This window comes from Saccharomonospora halophila 8 (assembly GCF_000383775.1).
Classification (GTDB): domain Bacteria; phylum Actinomycetota; class Actinomycetes; order Mycobacteriales; family Pseudonocardiaceae; genus Saccharomonospora; species Saccharomonospora halophila.
Map to the genome: position 1 here is coordinate 93531 of NZ_KB912557.1, position 17421 is coordinate 110951.

Annotated in this window: 19 protein-coding genes; 9 read left to right on the forward strand and 10 right to left on the reverse strand. The window is 69.8% G+C overall.

The window, feature by feature from the left end:
* Positions 1-638 precede the first annotated feature (638 nt).
* The 3 genes from SACHA_RS25445 (at position 639) to SACHA_RS26170 (ending at position 2129) form a co-directional block, all read left to right on the forward strand.
* Complete coding sequence (locus SACHA_RS25445) at positions 639-1367, forward strand: hypothetical protein (RefSeq protein ID WP_019810425.1); 729 nt, start codon at positions 639-641, stop codon at positions 1365-1367.
* Positions 1354-1707 (forward strand): hypothetical protein, encoded by a 354-nt coding sequence (locus tag SACHA_RS0112890; RefSeq protein WP_019810427.1) that lies wholly within the window; start codon positions 1354-1356, stop codon positions 1705-1707. The genes SACHA_RS25445 and SACHA_RS0112890 overlap by 14 nt, the downstream gene beginning before the upstream one ends.
* A 233-nt stretch (positions 1708-1940) precedes the next feature.
* Positions 1941-2129: a hypothetical protein gene (locus SACHA_RS26170; RefSeq protein ID WP_232211868.1), complete on the forward strand. Its 189-nt coding sequence runs from the start codon at positions 1941-1943 to the stop codon at positions 2127-2129.
* Between the two features lie 98 nt (positions 2130-2227).
* Here the strand turns inward: SACHA_RS26170 and SACHA_RS0112895 are convergent, their stop codons facing one another.
* Together SACHA_RS0112895 and SACHA_RS0112900 are read right to left on the reverse strand one after the other, a co-directional pair.
* On the reverse strand, positions 2228-2425 hold the full coding sequence (locus SACHA_RS0112895) for a DUF397 domain-containing protein (protein WP_019810429.1): 198 nt from the start codon (positions 2423-2425) through the stop codon (positions 2228-2230).
* Positions 2422-3267 carry a helix-turn-helix domain-containing protein gene (locus SACHA_RS0112900; RefSeq protein ID WP_028663143.1) on the reverse strand — a complete coding sequence of 282 codons (846 nt, stop codon included), beginning with the start codon at positions 3265-3267 and terminating at the stop codon, positions 2422-2424. The genes SACHA_RS0112895 and SACHA_RS0112900 overlap by 4 nt, the downstream gene beginning before the upstream one ends.
* Before the next feature lie 348 nt (positions 3268-3615).
* Between SACHA_RS0112900 and SACHA_RS23945 the strand changes: the two genes are divergently transcribed.
* From SACHA_RS23945 to SACHA_RS21955, 3 genes are read left to right on the forward strand one after another with little or no spacing between them, the layout of a single operon-like run.
* Complete coding sequence (locus SACHA_RS23945; protein WP_083935849.1) at positions 3616-3906, forward strand: zinc finger protein; 291 nt, start codon at positions 3616-3618, stop codon at positions 3904-3906.
* Positions 3872-4135: a hypothetical protein gene (locus SACHA_RS0112910; RefSeq protein WP_019810434.1), complete on the forward strand. Its 264-nt coding sequence runs from the start codon at positions 3872-3874 to the stop codon at positions 4133-4135. Before SACHA_RS23945 ends, SACHA_RS0112910 begins: the two co-directional genes overlap by 35 nt.
* Before the next feature lie 45 nt (positions 4136-4180).
* The gene (locus SACHA_RS21955) at positions 4181-4456 is read left to right on the forward strand and encodes a hypothetical protein (RefSeq protein ID WP_019810436.1); all 276 of its coding nucleotides are present in this window, start codon (positions 4181-4183) and stop codon (positions 4454-4456) included.
* Between the two features lie 52 nt (positions 4457-4508).
* On the opposite strand, the gene SACHA_RS0112920 is transcribed toward SACHA_RS21955, so the two are convergent.
* Both SACHA_RS0112920 and SACHA_RS0112925 read right to left on the reverse strand, forming a co-directional pair.
* Positions 4509-5540, reverse strand: coding sequence for an alcohol dehydrogenase catalytic domain-containing protein (locus SACHA_RS0112920; RefSeq protein WP_028663144.1), 1032 nt, complete (start codon positions 5538-5540; stop codon positions 4509-4511).
* Positions 5541-5843: 303 nt separating this feature from the next.
* A complete protein-coding gene (locus tag SACHA_RS0112925) occupies positions 5844-6311 on the reverse strand; it encodes a MarR family winged helix-turn-helix transcriptional regulator (RefSeq protein WP_019810440.1) in 468 nt (155 codons plus the stop codon).
* Positions 6312-6400: 89 nt separating this feature from the next.
* Between SACHA_RS0112925 and SACHA_RS0112930 the strand changes: the two genes are divergently transcribed.
* Both SACHA_RS0112930 and SACHA_RS0112935 read left to right on the forward strand, forming a co-directional pair.
* The gene (locus SACHA_RS0112930; protein ID WP_028663145.1) at positions 6401-7180 is read left to right on the forward strand and encodes a dioxygenase family protein; all 780 of its coding nucleotides are present in this window, start codon (positions 6401-6403) and stop codon (positions 7178-7180) included.
* 52 nt (positions 7181-7232) lie between these two features.
* Positions 7233-7670 carry a DoxX family protein gene (locus SACHA_RS0112935; RefSeq protein WP_019810444.1) on the forward strand — a complete coding sequence of 146 codons (438 nt, stop codon included), beginning with the start codon at positions 7233-7235 and terminating at the stop codon, positions 7668-7670.
* Between the two features lie 76 nt (positions 7671-7746).
* Here SACHA_RS0112935 and SACHA_RS0112940 read toward each other — a convergent pair whose 3' ends face one another.
* The 3 genes from SACHA_RS0112940 to SACHA_RS0112950 form a co-directional block, all read right to left on the reverse strand.
* Complete coding sequence (locus tag SACHA_RS0112940) at positions 7747-8982, reverse strand: S8 family serine peptidase (RefSeq protein WP_020628629.1); 1236 nt, start codon at positions 8980-8982, stop codon at positions 7747-7749.
* 161 nt (positions 8983-9143) lie between these two features.
* Positions 9144-9809 (reverse strand): esterase/lipase family protein, encoded by a 666-nt coding sequence (locus tag SACHA_RS0112945; protein ID WP_019810448.1) that lies wholly within the window; start codon positions 9807-9809, stop codon positions 9144-9146.
* A 268-nt stretch (positions 9810-10077) separates the two neighbouring features.
* Positions 10078-10746, reverse strand: a complete 669-nt coding sequence (locus tag SACHA_RS0112950) for an esterase/lipase family protein (RefSeq protein WP_019810450.1) — start codon at positions 10744-10746, stop codon at positions 10078-10080.
* Positions 10747-11091: 345 nt separating this feature from the next.
* On the opposite strand from SACHA_RS0112950, the gene SACHA_RS0112955 reads away from it, so the two are divergent.
* Positions 11092-12603 (forward strand): alpha/beta hydrolase, encoded by a 1512-nt coding sequence (locus SACHA_RS0112955; protein WP_019810451.1) that lies wholly within the window; start codon positions 11092-11094, stop codon positions 12601-12603.
* 12 nt (positions 12604-12615) lie between these two features.
* Here SACHA_RS0112955 and SACHA_RS0112960 read toward each other — a convergent pair whose 3' ends face one another.
* From SACHA_RS0112960 to SACHA_RS0112970, 3 genes are all read right to left on the reverse strand, one after another.
* Positions 12616-13662 carry a family 2 encapsulin nanocompartment cargo protein polyprenyl transferase gene (locus tag SACHA_RS0112960; protein ID WP_019810452.1) on the reverse strand — a complete coding sequence of 349 codons (1047 nt, stop codon included), beginning with the start codon at positions 13660-13662 and terminating at the stop codon, positions 12616-12618.
* Positions 13659-15065 carry a family 2B encapsulin nanocompartment shell protein gene (locus SACHA_RS0112965; protein ID WP_051110223.1) on the reverse strand — a complete coding sequence of 469 codons (1407 nt, stop codon included), beginning with the start codon at positions 15063-15065 and terminating at the stop codon, positions 13659-13661. Before SACHA_RS0112965 ends, SACHA_RS0112960 begins: the two co-directional genes overlap by 4 nt.
* A gap of 64 nt (positions 15066-15129) precedes the next feature.
* On the reverse strand, positions 15130-17418 hold the full coding sequence (locus SACHA_RS0112970) for a terpene synthase family protein (protein WP_019810454.1): 2289 nt from the start codon (positions 17416-17418) through the stop codon (positions 15130-15132).
* Positions 17419-17421 lie beyond the last annotated feature (3 nt).

The following is a 17421-nucleotide window of genomic DNA, read 5'->3' on the forward strand; positions in this document are numbered from 1 at the left end:
GCCAGCGCCGCGACGACCCGCTCGGCCGCGTTGCGCCGTCCGGCGGCGCTGACCCGCAGCACCAGCGTGATGCGGGTCGTGCCGTCGTCGCTGTCGATCCGGTACACGTGCGGACGGACGCCCCGCAGCGCGCGGGCGACCTCCTCCGGCGAGACCTCGGTGCTCACTGTTTCCCGTCCTTGGTGTTGCGGCGGCCCTCTGTGGTCGAGGTGCGGTGCCGGGCGGAGTGCGTCTTCGGTGCGGTGGTGACGGTGGCGTTGTCCCGTCGGGGATGCCTGGTCTTCCTCGGCCGCAACCTCCGCCCTCGTCGTCGTACCCGCCGACCATCACTTCCCTCCGCTTCGGCCCGTTTCACCGGACCGTGCTCGCCACATTCTCGCGAGCGTGGACGACGCTCGACAGGCTGGGGGCCGGACACAGCGGTCAACCGCGCAGGCGGGGAACGCTTCACCACCAGCGCGTATATCGGGTTCCTGGCGGACGGCTTCAGGACCTTCAGGATCGGGCACGTCGGCTGCGGAGTTGTGCACACAGACCCCGACAAGGTAACTATCATGCTACTCAGCGTGTCGGCTGCTGGCGGAGCTTGCGGCCGCGCTCCTGCCTGGCGACGCACAACACCGTGTTCTGGGGGAACGATGTCGGTCGAGGACCTGGCGGCAGCGGTCGAGCATGTGCTCGCGCTTCGCCCGATCGCTGCGCTCCGGGACGCCGCCCTGTGGCTCGGCGACGCGCGCGCCACGCTCGCGCAGATCGCGGACGGCAGCGCCGCGCCCGACCTGCAGATCTCCGTCGCGGGATTCGATCAGGCGTCGGAGCAGGCGGCGGCCGTCCAGCAGTGCTGTGAGCAGGTGGAGGCTCTACTCCGGGCATACTTGGCCGATCTGGGTGTCGCCCCGGTCGCGGCGACACCGCCTACCCGTACCCCTCCAGCCGCGTCGGAACCCGCTCGACAACCTTCAGCCCCTCGGGCGCCGGATCGCGAGCTGATCGCCGAGGTCCAACGACAGGGGCACAAGATCAGCCCGGACCGGGTGGTGCGGATCGCCCGCGCCCGCGACCGACGGGTGGTATGGCTCGAAGAGGGTGACGAACGCAGAGGTCAGGGGCACATCTTGAGCGCGGAGAAGATCGCTGCCTTCGAGGGCGCAGGCATATCGAAGGACCGTATTGTTGATCTCATCTTCGATGGCCTGACCAGGGGAACGAGGGTCGGTTTCTCGGCACGTGATCGCCCGGTTTACGAAGTGGAGGTAGAGGGGCGACTCTGTCGAGTAGCGATCACGACCGGCCCCAACGGCTATATCGTAGGCGCTCACCCGGTCTCCAGGAGAACCAAGCTGAGGAGTAGCCATGAGCGAGGATGAGGACAGGATTGTCAAGGTCCTGCTGCGGTTCGAGTGGAGGGCCGGCCCGTGGTGGGTGTCGTTCGACGACGGCGATGTGCCGACCGACTACCTTCCCGACGAGATCACCGAGGTCCTGCCGCTGAGCGACGACTTGGTCAGCGCCGTCGCGGAGTGGGACGAGCGACTGCAGAGCACCTACGTGGAGGAGCAGCCCCAGGACTCGGGTTTCGTCGACCCAGCGGACTATGCCACGTTCGACTCCGACGGACGACAGTTGGCTCAGCGGGTGAAACGTGAAGTGGGGCACGCGATCACGGTCGTCTACGAATCAGGTGCGGTCTCCGAGGAGATCGAGTGAGCGTGCATATTCGGACCACACCACGCGGTCAGGATGGACGACTCCCTTCGAACCGGGACTATGACGCACGCAAACACTGAGCTGAGCCTGAGGTTGCGGTTCGACTGGGGAGCCGGTCCTTCTGGGTCCTGTCCGACGACGACGGCTTCGACGACTACGTCCCGGACAACCTCGGCGAGATCGTCCCGCTCAGCGACGATCTGCTCGCCGCGGTCGAGGACTGGTACCAGCGGATGGAAGGCACCTACGACGATCAAGCTCCCCAGGACATGGGGTTGCGTGTCCCGGACGAAGAAGCGCGCTGGATCGCGGACGGTCGCGAGCTGGCGCGGAGAGTGAAAGCCGAAGTCGGAGCCCGGGTACGGGTCGAGTATGTACCGCTCGGCGGACCGCTGGAGGTCATCACAGCGCCGCCCGGATGAACGTCAGCGGTACGGAAGAACCCTGAGTGGGTTGCGGCCCCGGTATCCGCGGTACCGGGGCCGCAACCCACTCGGGCAGGGTCGGTGTCGATACATCCTCAGAGGTCGAACTCGCCGTCCTTCACACCGGCGACGAATGCCCGCCACTCGGCATCGGTGTAGCGGATGGTCGCCTCATCGGGGCGCTTGCTGTTGCGCACCTCCACACCACCGTCGACCCGGCGGAACTCCACGCATTCGTGCTTGCCTGAGTAGCTCGACTTCCGCCAGCTTTCGACTGTCTCGTGTGCGGTCATGCTGTCGTCTCCATCTTGTCGATGACATCAGCGATGAGGTTGTTCGACTCCTTCGGACTCAACGCCAGCTCGTCCAGACTCGACAGCGCCGTCCTGTGTGCCTCCACATCATCTCGATCGCGCAGAAGCACGGCCGACGACAGGTGCTCCATGTGCACTATCGAGTCCGCCTTGGCGAACTCCAGCAGTGCGAACGACCCTGTGTGAGCTGGCGTGAGTCCACACGCCTCGGGAATGATACGGACGCTCACATTCGGCAGGTCGCCGAGCCGTTGGATCAACCGAAGCTGATCGCACATCACATCGTGTCCGATGCGTTGATGCAGGACGGTCTCCAGGAGGTAGGCCGTGTAGCGCGCAGGATCACGGTCCCTCGTGATCACGTCACGACGACCGATCCGCGTAGCCACCTTGGTCTGTATCTCTGGACTGTCACCGATCGCAAGACGCGCGTACGCGGCCGTTTGCATCAAGCCGGACACGAGTGCGTTGGACACCGTCGTGATTCCGGTAGCCACCTGCTCGAACTTGATCAAGGTGTCGAGTACGTCAGTTTGCCCTGCCGCACCGGCGGAAACCTCGTTGACCGGCTCGTCAGCGGCCTCACGCGCAAGCTGAACCAGGCGATCGCGTTCGACGACCGTCAGCGACAAGGCTCGGGCGAAAGCCTCGATGCCGGTCGAATCCGGAATTCGCTGTCCACGCTCCCAGCGGACCAGGACGGTATGCGCGCGGTCCATACGGTCGGCGAGTGTGCGTTGGGAGAGTCCCGCCTCACGGCGAAGCGCACGGAGTTCACCCCCAAGCACGTGGGCACGCGCTTCCGACTTGGTACCGGTCATGCACCAGACGATAGCTGACCTTGTCCCTGCCCTCGGTTCAACCGATCGTGGCATTGTCAGGTGGTACCGGGACCATCACGATTGAACCCGGTACCGAAATGGTCTGAGTCACACACCATCCACCCCGGGGGGAGTCACGATGCCGATCCGACCGATCCGCCCACCCGCCCCGGAATGCCGGTCCGCGCCCGAGGGGATGTGGGTCAGCCGGGACGGTGCCCAGCACCGCGCCGTGGCCTGGTCCAGCACGCCCGGGGCCGCACCGACGGTGCGCACGCGGTGTGGTCTGTTTCTGTCGCTCGCCGTCACGCCCGACCCGGCCGCCACGCCGTGCGTGGGGTGTCGCTGATGTGGTGGCGCTGGCAGCAGGCGGAGGGGCGGCTGCACGCCTACGACCGCACCACGATCACACCCGTGCCCGAACGGCCCTTCGCCTCGTTGTGCGGGATTGAGGTCACCCCGGCCGAAGGCGACTTCCAGCTCGGCGGGTGGCCGTGTCCCACCTGTTGGTCTTGCGATCATGAAATCCGGGTGCGCGAGGGATTCACCCCCGACGACATCCCCCCGCTCCCCGACCAGTCCCCCGCCCCGAGGAACCCCGACCGTGCCCCCGAACGCGCATGCCCCACCGGACGATGACGAACCCCCCGACTCCGCCGGTGACCCGCTCGACGAGACGACCCGCCTGCCCGCGCTGCCCGTGGCCGACACCGTGGTGCTGCACAACCTCGGCGACCACTGGCCCAGCGTCGACCCCGACGTCGACCCGGAGATCGAGACGGCACGGGCGAAGCGGGCGCTCCAGCACCACGAACCACCGTCGGCGTCGCTCCTGCGGCGGGTCCTGCACGGACTGCGCCAACTCTGAGACGTCACCCCCGGTGCATCCCCTTCCCCACGCACCGCACCGGAGGTGACCGTCCCGGCCGACCCCCTCACACGCACCCGGTCGGCCGGGACTCCCGGTCGGTGCGGGTCCCGCCAGGACACCGGCCACCCCGACGCCGACGCCGCGCTGCGCGCCATCGGCTTCCGCCTGCTCGAACTCGGCTTCACCATCGCCGAACAGGGCGGCCTCGACGTCCGCGCCGTCGAACACGCCGTCGCGCGGGTCTACGCTCTGCCGGGGTATGCGGCGAGGACGTCGACGACGGAGGCGACCCGCGCGGCACCGGATCCGATGTTGTGACCAGGGTCGGGAAGATCCGGCGACCGGACGCCCTCCCCGGACGCCGCCCGGATCAGGGCCGCACCATCACCTTCAGGGCCTCGCGGGAGTCCATCAGCCGGTAGGCCTCCGGGGTGTCGCCCACCGGGAGTTCGCGGTCGAACACGCGCCCCGGTTCCAGGGTCCGGTCCAGCACGAGCGGGATGTGCTCCTCCAGGTACGCGCGCACCGGGGCGGGCCCGCCGGTGAGGGTGGCGTTCTTGCCGAACAGGGACCCGAAGCCGACCCCGGCCAGCTCGTACTGCGGCACCCCGACACGGGAGATCACGCCGCCGGGGCGCAGCACACCGTGGGACTGCTCGTAGGCGGGCATGTGCCCCACGGCCTCCAGCACCACCTGCGACCCGAGGCCGTCGGTGAGCTCCTCGACCGCGGCCACGCCCTCGTCGCCGCGTTCGGCGACCACGTCGGTGGCGCCCCACTCGCGGCCCAGGTCGGTGCGCGCCCGGTGCCGGCCCATGAGGATGATCCGCTCCGCACCGAGGCGCTTCGCCGCTAGCACCGAGGACAGCCCCACGGCGCCGTCGCCGATCACGGTGACGGTGTGCCCGGGGCGCACCCGCGCCATGACCGCCGCGTGGTAGCCGGTCAGGTACACGTCGCTCAACGTCAGCAGGGACGCCAGCACGTCGTCGTCCACGCCGTCGCGGCCGCCGGGGACGGTGACCAGAGTGCCCGAGGCCTGCGGCACGCGCAGGTACTCGGCCTGGGCGCCGGAGACGAACCCACCGTGCGGGCAGGCGGTGTGGAAGCCGTCCCGGCAGATCGGGCAGGTGTTGTCGGAGAAGGCGAACGGGACGACCACCAGGTCGCCCTCGCCGACGCCGCTGACCTCGGAGCCGGTCTCCTCCACGACACCGACCGCCTCGTGCCCCATCGGGATGCCCTGCTCCCGGGCCTCCAGGGAGTGGTAAGGGTGCAGGTCCGACCCGCACACACAGGCCCGCACGACACGCACCACCGCGTCCGTGGGCTGCTCGACGACCGGGTCGGGCACCGTCTCGACACGCACATCGCCGGCACCGTAGATCAGGCTTGCTCGCATGCTGCTGTGGACTGCCTTTCACGTCGGATCCGGGTGACGCGGCCCGCGCCGCGCCCCGAATTCAGACTGCCTGTCGTGCCCGCACGGCGACGGGCCGGGGTGTCGCCGAACGGGAGAAACCCACCCGTGCTTGAAGCCCGGTGCGAACGCCGCCACCACCCGGAACGGTGGTTCCTCCCGCGCCGGTGCGGGGACGGGGTTCCCCGGGGACGGCCCGGCTGAACGCCCGACGCAAGAAGGATCACGCTATGACACAGATCAAGCCCCGGCGATCTCCTCACCGCTGGTCGGCGTTCGGACCGGTCACCCCTCCCCGCGTCCCCGGTGCGCGCGGGCGACGGTGCGCATCGACTCGGTGAGCGAGTCCAACTGGTCGGCGTCGAGCAGGTCGATCAGGGACGAACGCACCAGCGCCACGTGGTCCGGGGCGGTCTCGGCGAGCGTGCGCCGGCCCTGTTCGGTGAGCACGGCGTTGATCCCGCGGTCGTCCTCCGGGCAGCGGCGGCGACGCACCAGCCCGGCCTTCTCCAGCCGGGCGACCTGGTAGGTGAGCCCGCTCTTCGAGGTCACGATCTCCTCGGCCAGCTGGGACATCCGCATCTCCCCGTCCGGCGCGTCGGCGAGGCGGACGAGGATCTCGTACTGCGGTTGGGACAGGTCGGCCTGCTCCCGCAACCGCTGCTCCACACGGCGGGTGACCAGGTGGCTCGCCTCCAGGAACGACATCCAGGCGGCCATCTCCCGTTCGTCCAGCCAGCGCGGTTCGCCCATGCCGCCATCCTACGCAGTCGTTCGAAGTTGAACTAACTGATGCTACAGTGGGAGGTACTTCGAATTTGAACTAACGGGAGGTGGTCGTGATGCGCTCCGCCACGACGGACCGGATGCCCGCCCTGTACCTGAGTCACGGAGCACCGCCCCTGGCGGACGACCCCGTCTGGACACGCGAGCTCGCGCAATGGTCGCGAGAGCTGCCCACACCCCGCGCGATCCTGATGATCTCCGCGCACTGGGAGGAGGCGCCGCTGACGATCGGGGCCACGAGCACGGTGCCGCTGATGTACGACTTCTGGGGCTTCCCCGAGCGGTACTACACGGTGCGCTACCCGGCGCCGGGGGCTCCGCGGCTCGCCGAGCGGGTCCGCGCCCTGCTCGGCGGGTCCGGGCTGGCGATCGACGAGCAGCCCGACCGCGGGCTCGACCACGGCGCCTACGTGCCGCTGGTGGAGATGTATCCGGAGGCCGACGTGCCCGTTCTGCAGGTCTCCATGCCGAGCCTCGATCCGCAGGAGTTGATGCGCGTCGGACAGGCGCTCGCACCGCTGCGCGACGAGGGTGTGCTGCTGGTCGGCAGCGGCTTCTTCACCCACAACCTCCAGGCGCTGAACAGCCCGGACACCCCGTCCTGGTCGGTCGAGTTCGACGACTGGGGCCGTCGGGCCCTGGAGGACGGCGACCTCGACAGTCTCCTCGATTTCGCGGACAAGGCACCGGCGGGCCGACTGGCGCACCCGCGCACCGAACACTTCGCCCCGCTGTTCGTCACGCTCGGCACCGCGGCCGACGAGCTCGACCGGCAGCGGTTCACCATCGACGGATTCTGGCACGGTCTGGCCAAGCGTTCGGTGCAGTTCGGCTGATCCGACCGTTCCCTCACCACCCCGCACCTCTCTCGCACAAGGAGGCGACACCATGCCACGACCGACCCAGACCCCACGGGACCTCGCTCTGCTGGTGGGCAGGCTGATCGTCGGGGCGGCGTTCCTCGCACACGGCCTGCAGAAGTTCCTGGAGTGGGGTATCGGCGGCACGGCCACCACGTTCGACCGGATGGGTGTCCCACTGCCCGAGGTCTCGGCCTGGATCAGCGCCCTGGTCGAGACGCTCGGCGGGCTGGCCCTGATCCTCGGCCTGGCACTGCCCGTCGTGGGCGTCGCGCTCGCCGCGGTCATGCTCGGGGCGATGTACTTCGTCCACCTCGGACAGGGATTCTTCGCCGCCGACGGCGGGATCGAACTGGTGCTCGTACTCGGGGCCTCCGCCCTGGCGCTCGGCTTCAACGGCGGCCGGTTCGCCGTGGACCGCCTCCTGAACGGTTCCCGCGTCGACACCGACCGGGCCACCGTCTGATCCGCGCGACACCCGACGGGTGATAACGGCTCGCCGCGGCCCACGACAGGTGACCGTGGGCCGCGGCGAGCACGGATCAGAAGGTGGAGACGTTCAGCAGCTTCTCCTGGACGCCGTCCGGGTCCTCACTCGGCCAGATCCAGTCCGTGTTGCCGGCATTCTGCAACGCGGACTTGACCTGATCCGGCGAGGCTCCGGGGTTGTTCGTCGCGTAGAGGGCGGCACCGCCCGCGACGTGCGGGCTCGCCATCGACGTGCCGGAGATGGTGTCGTACCCGCCCTTCATCCAGGTCGATTCGATGCACACGCCCGGTGCGATCAGGTCGACATCGTGGCCGTAGTTGGAGAAGTCGGCGAAGGTGTCGTCCCCGTCCTCGCGGCAGGTGGACGCCGCCTCACCTCCCGGCTGACCATCGAAGTCGGCCAGCGCGCTGACCGTGATCACCTCGTCGTAGGCGGCGGGCACCGAGTTGGACGCGTCCGCGTAGTCGTTGCCGGCGGCGACCGCGTAGGTGACCCCGGCGGCGACCGAGTTGCAGATCGCCTGGTGCATCGCGTCGTCGTTGGTGTTGCCGCAGTCCCCGTCGTCGGTCCCGGCGCCGCCGAGACTCATGTTGGCGACCTCGATCTCGTCGGCGTGCTGGGTGACGTAGTCGATCCCGCAGATCACGTCCGACCACCGGCCCGAACCGCGGTTGTCGAGCACGCGCACCGGCCACACCCGCGCACCGGGAGCGACCCCGACCACGCCGCTGTTGTCGTCCAGGGCCCCGACGGTGCCCGCCACGTGAGTGCCGTGCCCGTTCCCGTCGTCGGCGCTGCCGCCGGTGGAGCAGTTCTTCGCTCCGGCGCCGTACACGTTGAGGTCCGGATGATCGAGGTCGATCCCGGTATCGATCACGGCCACGTCCACGTCGACCCGGTCGTCGGTACCGTCGATGTTCGCGGTCGGACTCTGCTCGGCGTCGACCCGGTCGACCCCGGTGGGCGTGCTCTGGGCGAACGTCGACACCGTGCGGTCCGCGGACACGCTGACCACCCGGTCGTCCGAGCGAACGCGCACCACCTCGTCGGCGGTCATGCGTGCCGCGTAGCCACGCAACGCGGTGCCGTAGACGTGGCCGACCTCGGCGCCGTGCCGGTCCCGGTGCTCCTCGGCCACCGAACGCGGATCCGCGTCCTCGACCAGGGTCACGATGTAGGGCTGAGCACCCGGTTCGTCCTCACCGGACGGGGGTGCCGCCGCGAGAGCCGTCGTCGCCGGGGTGGCCAACAAGGCCGCCCCCAGCACGATTCCTGCGGTTCTGCGCATGAACTTCCCTTCTCTTCCGTTACCGCCGTGCCGACACCCGGTCCGGATATCGAGACGACGGTCTGTCACCCGCACCCGGCGTCGGTGGGACCGGGCACGGTCTTCCCGTGGGGCACCCGGGATTCACGACCGGGTGCCCCACGGCGTCTTCGGGGACGGCCTCAGGCGACGAACGCGCGCACCTGCGCCGAGACCGTGTCGTCGGTCGTGAAGTCCGAATGGCTCAGGCACGCGGTCTGCGTGTTGTCCGCCCCGCTCAGGATCGTGCTCTCCTGCGGGAGAATGATCGAGTCGCACGACGACCACCAGGTGCCGTAGTTCGTCGCACCCGGCGTCTCGTCACCGTCGTTCAGCGTCGTCAGAAAGTCCGATCCCTGCCGCATCTCGTAGCACGACGTGTCGAAGCAGGTGTTGGCGGTGTCGGTGCCGTGGTTCGGACCCGCCAGCGACACCCAGTCATCCACCTTGTCCGTCCCGCCGAGGAACTTCACGTACCAGCGGGTGTTCAACCCGCCCATCGAGTGCGTGACCACGTCCACCGCACTCGCGCCGGTGGAGGCCAGCAGGTCGTCGACGACGGCGCTGAACTCCTCCGCGGTGGTCTTGTTCGACTGCGAGGTGTTGTAGTCCCAGGCCAACAGCTCGCTGTCGGTGTAGCCGTCCGCCTTGAAGTCGGCGACCATCTCGTCCCATGTGGAACTGCTGCTGTTCCAGCCGTGCACGAACAACACGGGGTCGTGTCCGGACGCCGCCGCCGGCGCCGCCGGGATGGCCAACGACGCCAGAAGAGCGATCAGTACGGTCGAGAGCCGTCGTGAACGACGCATGCCGGTTCCTCTCGTCGCGAAGTGGCGAGGAGTCGTCCTTCGTGACCGCTTCAACGACACCGCGGACACCCCGGTGTGACCGGACTCGCGGTTTCACCTGTTGTTCCCAACGGGGATGATCGAACGTGCGCGGCACCGTGCGACGTTTCGTCTCTCCGGGTGAACCGGGTTCCGGGTACGGCGTCGTCCGGGACACCCGGGGTGTGCCGCTCCGGCGTGGGCGCCCCACGTTCCCGACGCGGGGCGCCCACGAAGTCCCGGGACGGCCTCAGGCGACGAACGCGCGCACCTGTGCCGAGACCGTGTCGTCGGTCGTGAAGGCCGAGTGGCTCAGGCACGCGGTCTGCGTGTTGTCCGCCCCGCTCAGGATCGTGCTCTCCTGCGGAACGATGACCGAGTCGCACGACGACCACCAGGTGCCGTAGTTCGTCGCACCCGGCGTCTCGTCACCGTCGTTCAGCGTCGTCAAGAAGTCGGACCCCTGACGCATCTCGTAGCACGAGTACTCCCACCAGCAGGCGTTGGCGGTGTCGGTGCCGTGGTTCGGACCCGCCAGCGACACCCAGTCATCCACCTTGTCCGTCCCGCCGAGGAACTTCACGTACCAGCGGGTGTTCAACCCGCCCATCGAGTGCGTGACCACGTCCACCGCACTCGCGCCGGTGGAGGCCAGCAGGTCGTCGACGACGGCGCTGAACTCCTCCGCGGTGGTCTTGTTCGACTGCGAGGTGTTGTAGTCCCAGGCCAACAGCTCGCTGTCGGTGTAGCCGTCCGCCTTGAAGTCGGCGACCATCTCGTCCCATGTGGAACTGCTGCTGTTCCAGCCGTGCACGAACAACACGGGGTCGTGTCCGGACGCCGCCGCCGGCGCCGCCGGGATGGCCAACGACGCCAGAAGAGCGATCAGTACGGTCGAGAGCCGTCGTGAACGACGCATGCCGGTTCCTCTCGTCGTCTCCCCCCGGGCGGGAGGAGTCATCGGGTGGTGACCGGTAAACAACGACAAAGCGGACACGGCGGTGTGCCATGGCACACACTTTCACCTGGTGGTCTCAGCCGCGATGACGACCTGTGCGGGGCTTGCGACGATTCGCCTGAATCAGCCGGGCGACCGGTACACCGCACGACACCTTCGGCACGCACCGCGCGTGGTCGGGTGTTGTGCTACCGAGAGCAGCGTGTGCTCGGCCGATACGGGGAAGTGCGGCCGACACGCGATCCTCGTTCACGCCGGCGTCGTTGAGGGTGCATGACGACGCACCGGCGCGGAGGAGGATTCCCGATGCGCAGACCGCTCGGGCTTGCGGCGGCGACCGCCTTGGCCGTCGGCTCCGTGATGGCGTTCCCGGTCCCGGCCGACGGGAGCTCACCCGACCCGGGCACCGTCTGCATCCCGGGTGTCCCGGAGACCGATGTCCTGGAACCGGGGCCGGTGGACCTCTGCGTGAGCGTGTACAAGCCGGCACAGGCCTCCCCGCAGAACCGGGTGCCCGTGCTGCTGCACAGCCACGGCTGGGGCGGGAGCCGCACCTCCGACCCCGCCGCCTTCCGGCGCTACCTCGACGCGGGCTTCGGTGTGGTCAGCATCGACCAGCGCGGCTTCGGTGACAGCGGCGGCAAGGCGCACGTGGAGGACCCGGCGTTCGAAGGGCGGGACGTCATCGCCGTCATCGACCACGTCGCCGGCCTGGACTGGGTGAAGCGCGACGGACCCGACGACCCGGTGCTCGGTGCGCTCGGCGGCTCCTACGGCGGGGGATACCAGTTCGCCGGTGCGTTCACCGAGATCATGCAGACCGGCCGCACCCGGTTCGACGCGCTCGCGCCGCAGATCACCTGGCACTCGCTGAACGAGAGCCTCGCCCCGAACGACGTGGTGCGCACCGCGTGGACCGGTCTGCTCTACGCCGCGGGCATGGACGCGCACACGTCCGCCGTCCACACCGGCTTCTCCGAGGGCATGGTGACCGGGCGCTGGCCCTCCGGCATGGACGACTTCTTCCGGGACAACGGTCCGGCCTTCCACGTCGACGAAGGCCGGAAGCTGGACATTCCGGTCCTGCTCCGGCAGGGCGTCAGCGACAACCTGTTCCCCCTGGACCAGGCGATCGCGAACTTCGACCGTGCGCTGACCGACCGGGCCCGCCGCGACAGCCTGCTCGTCGGCTACAACGGCGGACACGCCCTGCCGAACGTCCTCCCCGCCGGGATCGCCGAACCCGGCGACACCTGCTCGGCACGGCTCAGCGGTGCCGGTTACGACGAACTGGAGCTGCGCTTCCTCACCGAGAACCTGCAGGGCGGCCCCCGCACGCTCTCCGGGCACGGGCAGTACCACCTGATGACCGCCCGCGGGGAGTGCCTCACCGTGGACTCGGTCGTCCCCACGGCGGAGTACACGCTGCCCGACATCACCACCACCACGGCGGCGGGCCTGCCGCAGGCCGTCAAGATCGCCGACGGCCCGCTGACCCTCGCCGGGACCTCCCGGCTGGACGCGCTGGTCACCGCACTCGGTGTGGACAGCCGGGCGTTCTTCGCGCTCAGTGTCGGCACCTCCCCCGCCCACGCGCGGGTGGTGCAGAACAACGTGCTGCCCCACCGCGAGGAGTACGCCACCGTCGACCGCAGGCGCAGCATCGAACTGCCCTCGGTGGCCGCCACCGTCCGGGAAGGCGAGTCACTGTTTCTCACCGTGAGTCCGCAGTCGGACCTGTTCGCCCTGCACGGCAGCCGCACCCCCGGCGCCCTGCGGCTCACCGACGTGACGGTGCGGCTGCCCGTCGTGCGGTGAACCGCTCCGGGCTCACCGGTCCCGGCCGGTGATGAAGCAGGCCAGCGCGTTGAGTTCGCTCGCCCGTGCGCAGGGTTCGGCCAGCCGCAACTGGTGCAACGACTCGCCGAGCAGACGCTCGGCCTCGGCGCGGCTGAAGTCCAGCCCACCCGCCGTGTCGACGAGTTCCGCCGCCCGGCGGAGTTCGTCCTCGGACAGCGTCTCCCCACGGCGGTACAGCGCCGCCAACTCCCGCCCCGCGGCCGCGTCCGAGGTCAACGACGCCACCACCGGCAGCGACTTCTTCCGGGTCCGCAGGTCCGACAGCACCGGCTTGCCCGTGCGTTCCGCGTCGCCCAGGATGCCGAGCAGGTCGTCGACGTGCTGAAAGGCCAGCCCGAGACTCTCCCCGAACCGGCGCAGGTGGTCGGCGCGGAGAGCTGTGGCGTCGCCGAGCAGCGCTCCGGCCGCGCAGGCGATGCCCAGCAGAGCGCCGGTCTTGTCCTCCGCCATGCGTCGGCACTCCTCCAGGGAGACCTCGCCACGCTGTTCGAAGGCGAGGTCCTCGGTCTGACCGGAGACCAGCCGTTGCACCGCCCCGGTCAGCAGACCCAGCACCTCCGCCGACCTCGGATGTGCGTCCTCGGCGAGCACCTCACAGGCCACGGCGAGCATCGCGTCCCCGGCCAGGATCGCGGGGCCGACGCCGAACACCGCCCATGCCGCCGGCCGGTGCCGACGGGTCTCGTCGCCGTCCATGACGTCGTCGTGCAGCAGTGAGAAGTTGTGTACCAGCTCCACGGCGGCCGCCGCGGGAACGGCCGCGCGGGCCGCTCCACCCACGGCTTCGGCAGCCAGCAGGGTGAAGGCCGGGCGGAGCGCCTTCCCCCCACGGTGTTCCGGGTTCCCGTCGCGGTCCCACCAGCCGAGGTGGTACCCGGCGATGTGCCGCACACCCTCCGGCAACCTCCCCACGGCCGCCCGCAGCGCCGGGTCGACGAGGCGGCGACTCCACTCGACCGTCCCGGCGACCGACCACTCCGGGTGGACGGTGGTCGCCGTCGGCCGCGGCCCGGTCACCGTCCGACCTCGACGTGTTCGAGGACACCGAGCGCGTCCGGCGTGCGCACCGCCGCCGAGAAGTAGGCACTGACGAGGTACGAGGTGACGGCTTTCGCGTCGATGCCCATGAACCGCACGGTCACGCTCGGCGCGTACTCGTCCGGCAGGCCGGTCTGGTGCAGGCCCACCACGCCCTGGTGTCTCTCCCCCGTGCGGAGCGCGAGAACCGACGTCGCCCCGGCCGACGTGACCGGGATCTTGTCACACGGCAACAACGGCACACCCCGCCAGCCGGTCACCGCCGCGCCGTCCACGGTCACGTGATCCGGCTGCACGCCTCTCCGCGAACACGCCCTGCCGAAGGCGGCGATCGCGCGCGGGTGGGCGAGGAAGAACTCCGTTCTGCGCCGTCGGGACAACAGCTCGTCCATGTCGTCCGGTGTGGGAGGTCCCCCGCGGGTGGGGATCCGCTGCCGCAGATCCGCGTTGTGCAGCAGGCCGAACTCGCGGTTGGTGACGAGCTGGCTCTCCTGCTCCTCCCGCAACGCCTCCACGGTGAGCCGGAGTTGCTGCCCGACCTGGTGCATCGGTTCGTTGAAGAGGTCGCTCACGCGCGTGTGGACACGCAGGATCGTCTGGGCCACGGCGAGCTCGTACTCGCGGGGCCGCGGGTCGTAGTCGGCGAAGGTTCCCGGGAGTTCCACCTCGCCGTCATGTCCGGAGGCGAGGTCGAGCGCGGCCTCACCGTACTTGTTGTGCGCGGGGCGGGCGGAACCCCGCCACTGTTCCAGGTGGGACCGCAACGTGGCCGACCGTGCGACGACCTCACCGAAGGCCTGTCGGGGCAGTGCCAGCACGATGCAGGGCGTCTCGGCCCGCGCGCCGTGCTCCCAGGTGTGGTCCTCGTCGACGAGTGCCCGTTCGCCGAGGTAGCGGCCGTCGGCGAGCACGTCGAGCAGCCGCTGCCCGCCGTATTCCCCCGTGCCGAGCCGGGCCACCTTGCCGTGCGCGAGAAGCAGCAACGCGTCAGCGGGCTGCCCGGCGACGGCGAGCATGTCCCCGGCGGCGTAGTCCCGCCGGACGAACCGGTCGGCCAGTGCCCGCAGCACCTCCTCGTCGTCGAAGCCGCGCAGCAGCTCCAGCTCCCGCAGCTCGGGCGGGAGGACGAACACCGAGTCGCCGGTGTTGCCACAGGTCACCAGCCCATCGCCGACGGTGTAGGTGAGCCTTCGGTTCACCCGGTACGTCCCGGCGGTGGTCTCCACCCAGGGCAACATCCGCAGCAGCCACCGCGGCGTGATGCTCGGTGTCTGCGGCGGGGTCTTCGTGGTCGACGCGAGGTTCCGCGCGGCCCCGGTGGTCAGGCTGCGCACGGGGTTCTCCCCCTCGGGCAGGTGCGTATTCGCGTCGACGTGGTTCATCCGTGTCATCGCGGCCGCCGTTCGTGTCGGTGGTGTTCGTGTCGTCGCGCGTTCCCGTCGGTGCTCACCGGCGCGCCCGGTGTACGGCACCGGAACCCCGCGCCACGCGGGCAGCGGACGTCCCGAGGCCCGTGGGGCCCGCCAGACGCCGCCGGAGCGGCACCTCGTGACCGGCCGGGGCACCGGGAAAGCGGTGCGACCGGATCCGGTGTTGCTCGGCCTCCGTGTAGCGGACGCAGCGGCGGTGCCATTCGAGGATTCCCGCCATCCAGTCCTTGAGCCGCTCGCACCGTCCCAGCACCGCCCGGCGGGCGGTGTCGTCGAGGTCGTACCCGTCGAGCGCGATCGGCAGTTCCTCCGCCAGGACCCGCCGGAACTGGCGCATGCGCGCGCCCATCAGATCGGCGACGACGTCCCGCGCGATCAGTCGGTCGACGTCCAGGAAGTTCTCCACGACCAGGACCAGGTTGTGCACCTCACCCTCGAACTCGACCTCCTTCTGGTACGAGAAGAGGTCGTTGGTGAAGCAGGCGTAGTCCTGCGCCGCGCACTCCAGCTCCCGCACGGCCCGGCACGCCGAGACCTCGGCGGGGATCACGTCGGCGAGCGCGAGGCGGGACAGGCTCATCGTCATGTCCGAACCGAACGTCGCACGCCGCATCTCGATGTAGTCCACCGGATCGGGCACCCGGTTGGCCGCCTGATTGTCCAGTTCCCACAACCAGCTCGCCGTCATGTCCTCGACCGCCGCACGGAACTCGCTCCGGGACGCACGGCTCATCGGCGCGGCCGTGCGTCGCCACAGATCCGCCAGCCCCCGCTGAAGCGGGTCCACCGGCTCCGGCGTGCGCTCCCCGTCGAGGGGCATGAACGCCGACAGCCGCTCGTGGCACGCCCGCGCCCCGGCGAGATCGCGCCGGGCACCGAAGACCGCCGGGAAGTAGTCGTCACCGTAGGTTCCCCACGCCAGCCAGTCCGCCGACAGGAACAGTTCCTCCGGGGTGGCGTCCGCATGGATCATCGCGGCGCAGTGCGACAGGTCGAGCCCGACGAACAGGTCCTCGTCCCAGACGCCGCCGTGTCCGACCCCCGGCACGGAATCGAACATTCCCACGGCCCGTGCCCAGTCGGGAGCCCGTCGCCGCGCCGTGTCCAGATGCGGACTCATCCGTACCGGGAACGGCATGTCGACCTCCGGCAACGGCAACGGGCCCACCCGGGTGAACGGCACGTGTGCGTGTTGTTCACGCGCACGCCGCAGACCCGGGAGCAACCGGGTGTCGCCCGGGGTGGCACCCGGCAGGCCCGGCGTGAGCCCGGCCCGCGGCCCCCGTGTGGTGGTGGTCGCGCCCGCGTTCATGTACCGGCTCGACCGCAGGTGCCATTCGTGGCCGCCGGACTGCCAGTCCTGCAGGCCCTTGACGTAGGCGGCCACGGCGGCGCACCCGGCGGGGTCGAGACCGTACTCGGTGCACAGCGGAGGCACCTCGGTGAGCGCGGTGTGCTCGAACTGCCGCAGCCGGGAGGTCAGCAGCGTGTTGGTGACGTCGGCGGCGTGCTGCGGCCCGCAGTCCAGGAACCGCTCCACGACCAGCACACCATTGTTGACCTCACCCTCCTCCTCGGTCTCCCGTTGGTACGAGAAGAGGTCGTTGCGCAGGTGCACGGCGTCGGCGAAGGTGTCCTTGAGCACCCGCAGCGGCCGGGTTCCGGCGACCGCGGCGGGCACTTCGGTACGCGCGGCGACCTCGACGAGATCCGCCGACCACGGGGCACCGCCGACCCGCCGCCGCATCTCGACGTAGTCGATCGGATTGGGCACCCGGTCCGCGGTGATGTTGGTCAGCTCCCACACGCAGTCCTCCAACAGGTTCCGTGTGCTCGCCGAGAACCGTCGTGACCAGTCGGCCGACATGGACGGGGCCGTCCGCGACCACAGATCCGCCAAACCCCACTCGACCGGGTTCGCGGGAGTGGGCCTGCCCGCCGTGTGATCGGCGGGCATGAACGCCGCGAGCCCGGTCAGGTACTCGCGTGCCCCGGACAGGTCGCGGGTGTACTTGTAGTGCTCCAGGAAGTGGTCGTCGAAGTAGAACACCCAGACGTACCAGTCGGTGATCAGGTCGAGGTCCGGTGCCGTCGCGTCCGGGTGGGTGTAGGCGCACAACAACGCGTAGTCGTGCGCGTCGAAGGTCGCCTCGTCCCACACGGCCTGCTCGTCCCCACGCGGGCCGCCGGGCAGCATCCCCATCTCCCGCGCCCAGTCCCTGCTGTGCGCGCGGGCGTGTTCCAGGCTCGGGTTCCGACGCGCGGGCCACGGAACGTAGAAGTCGGGCAACTCGAAAGGTCGCATCGG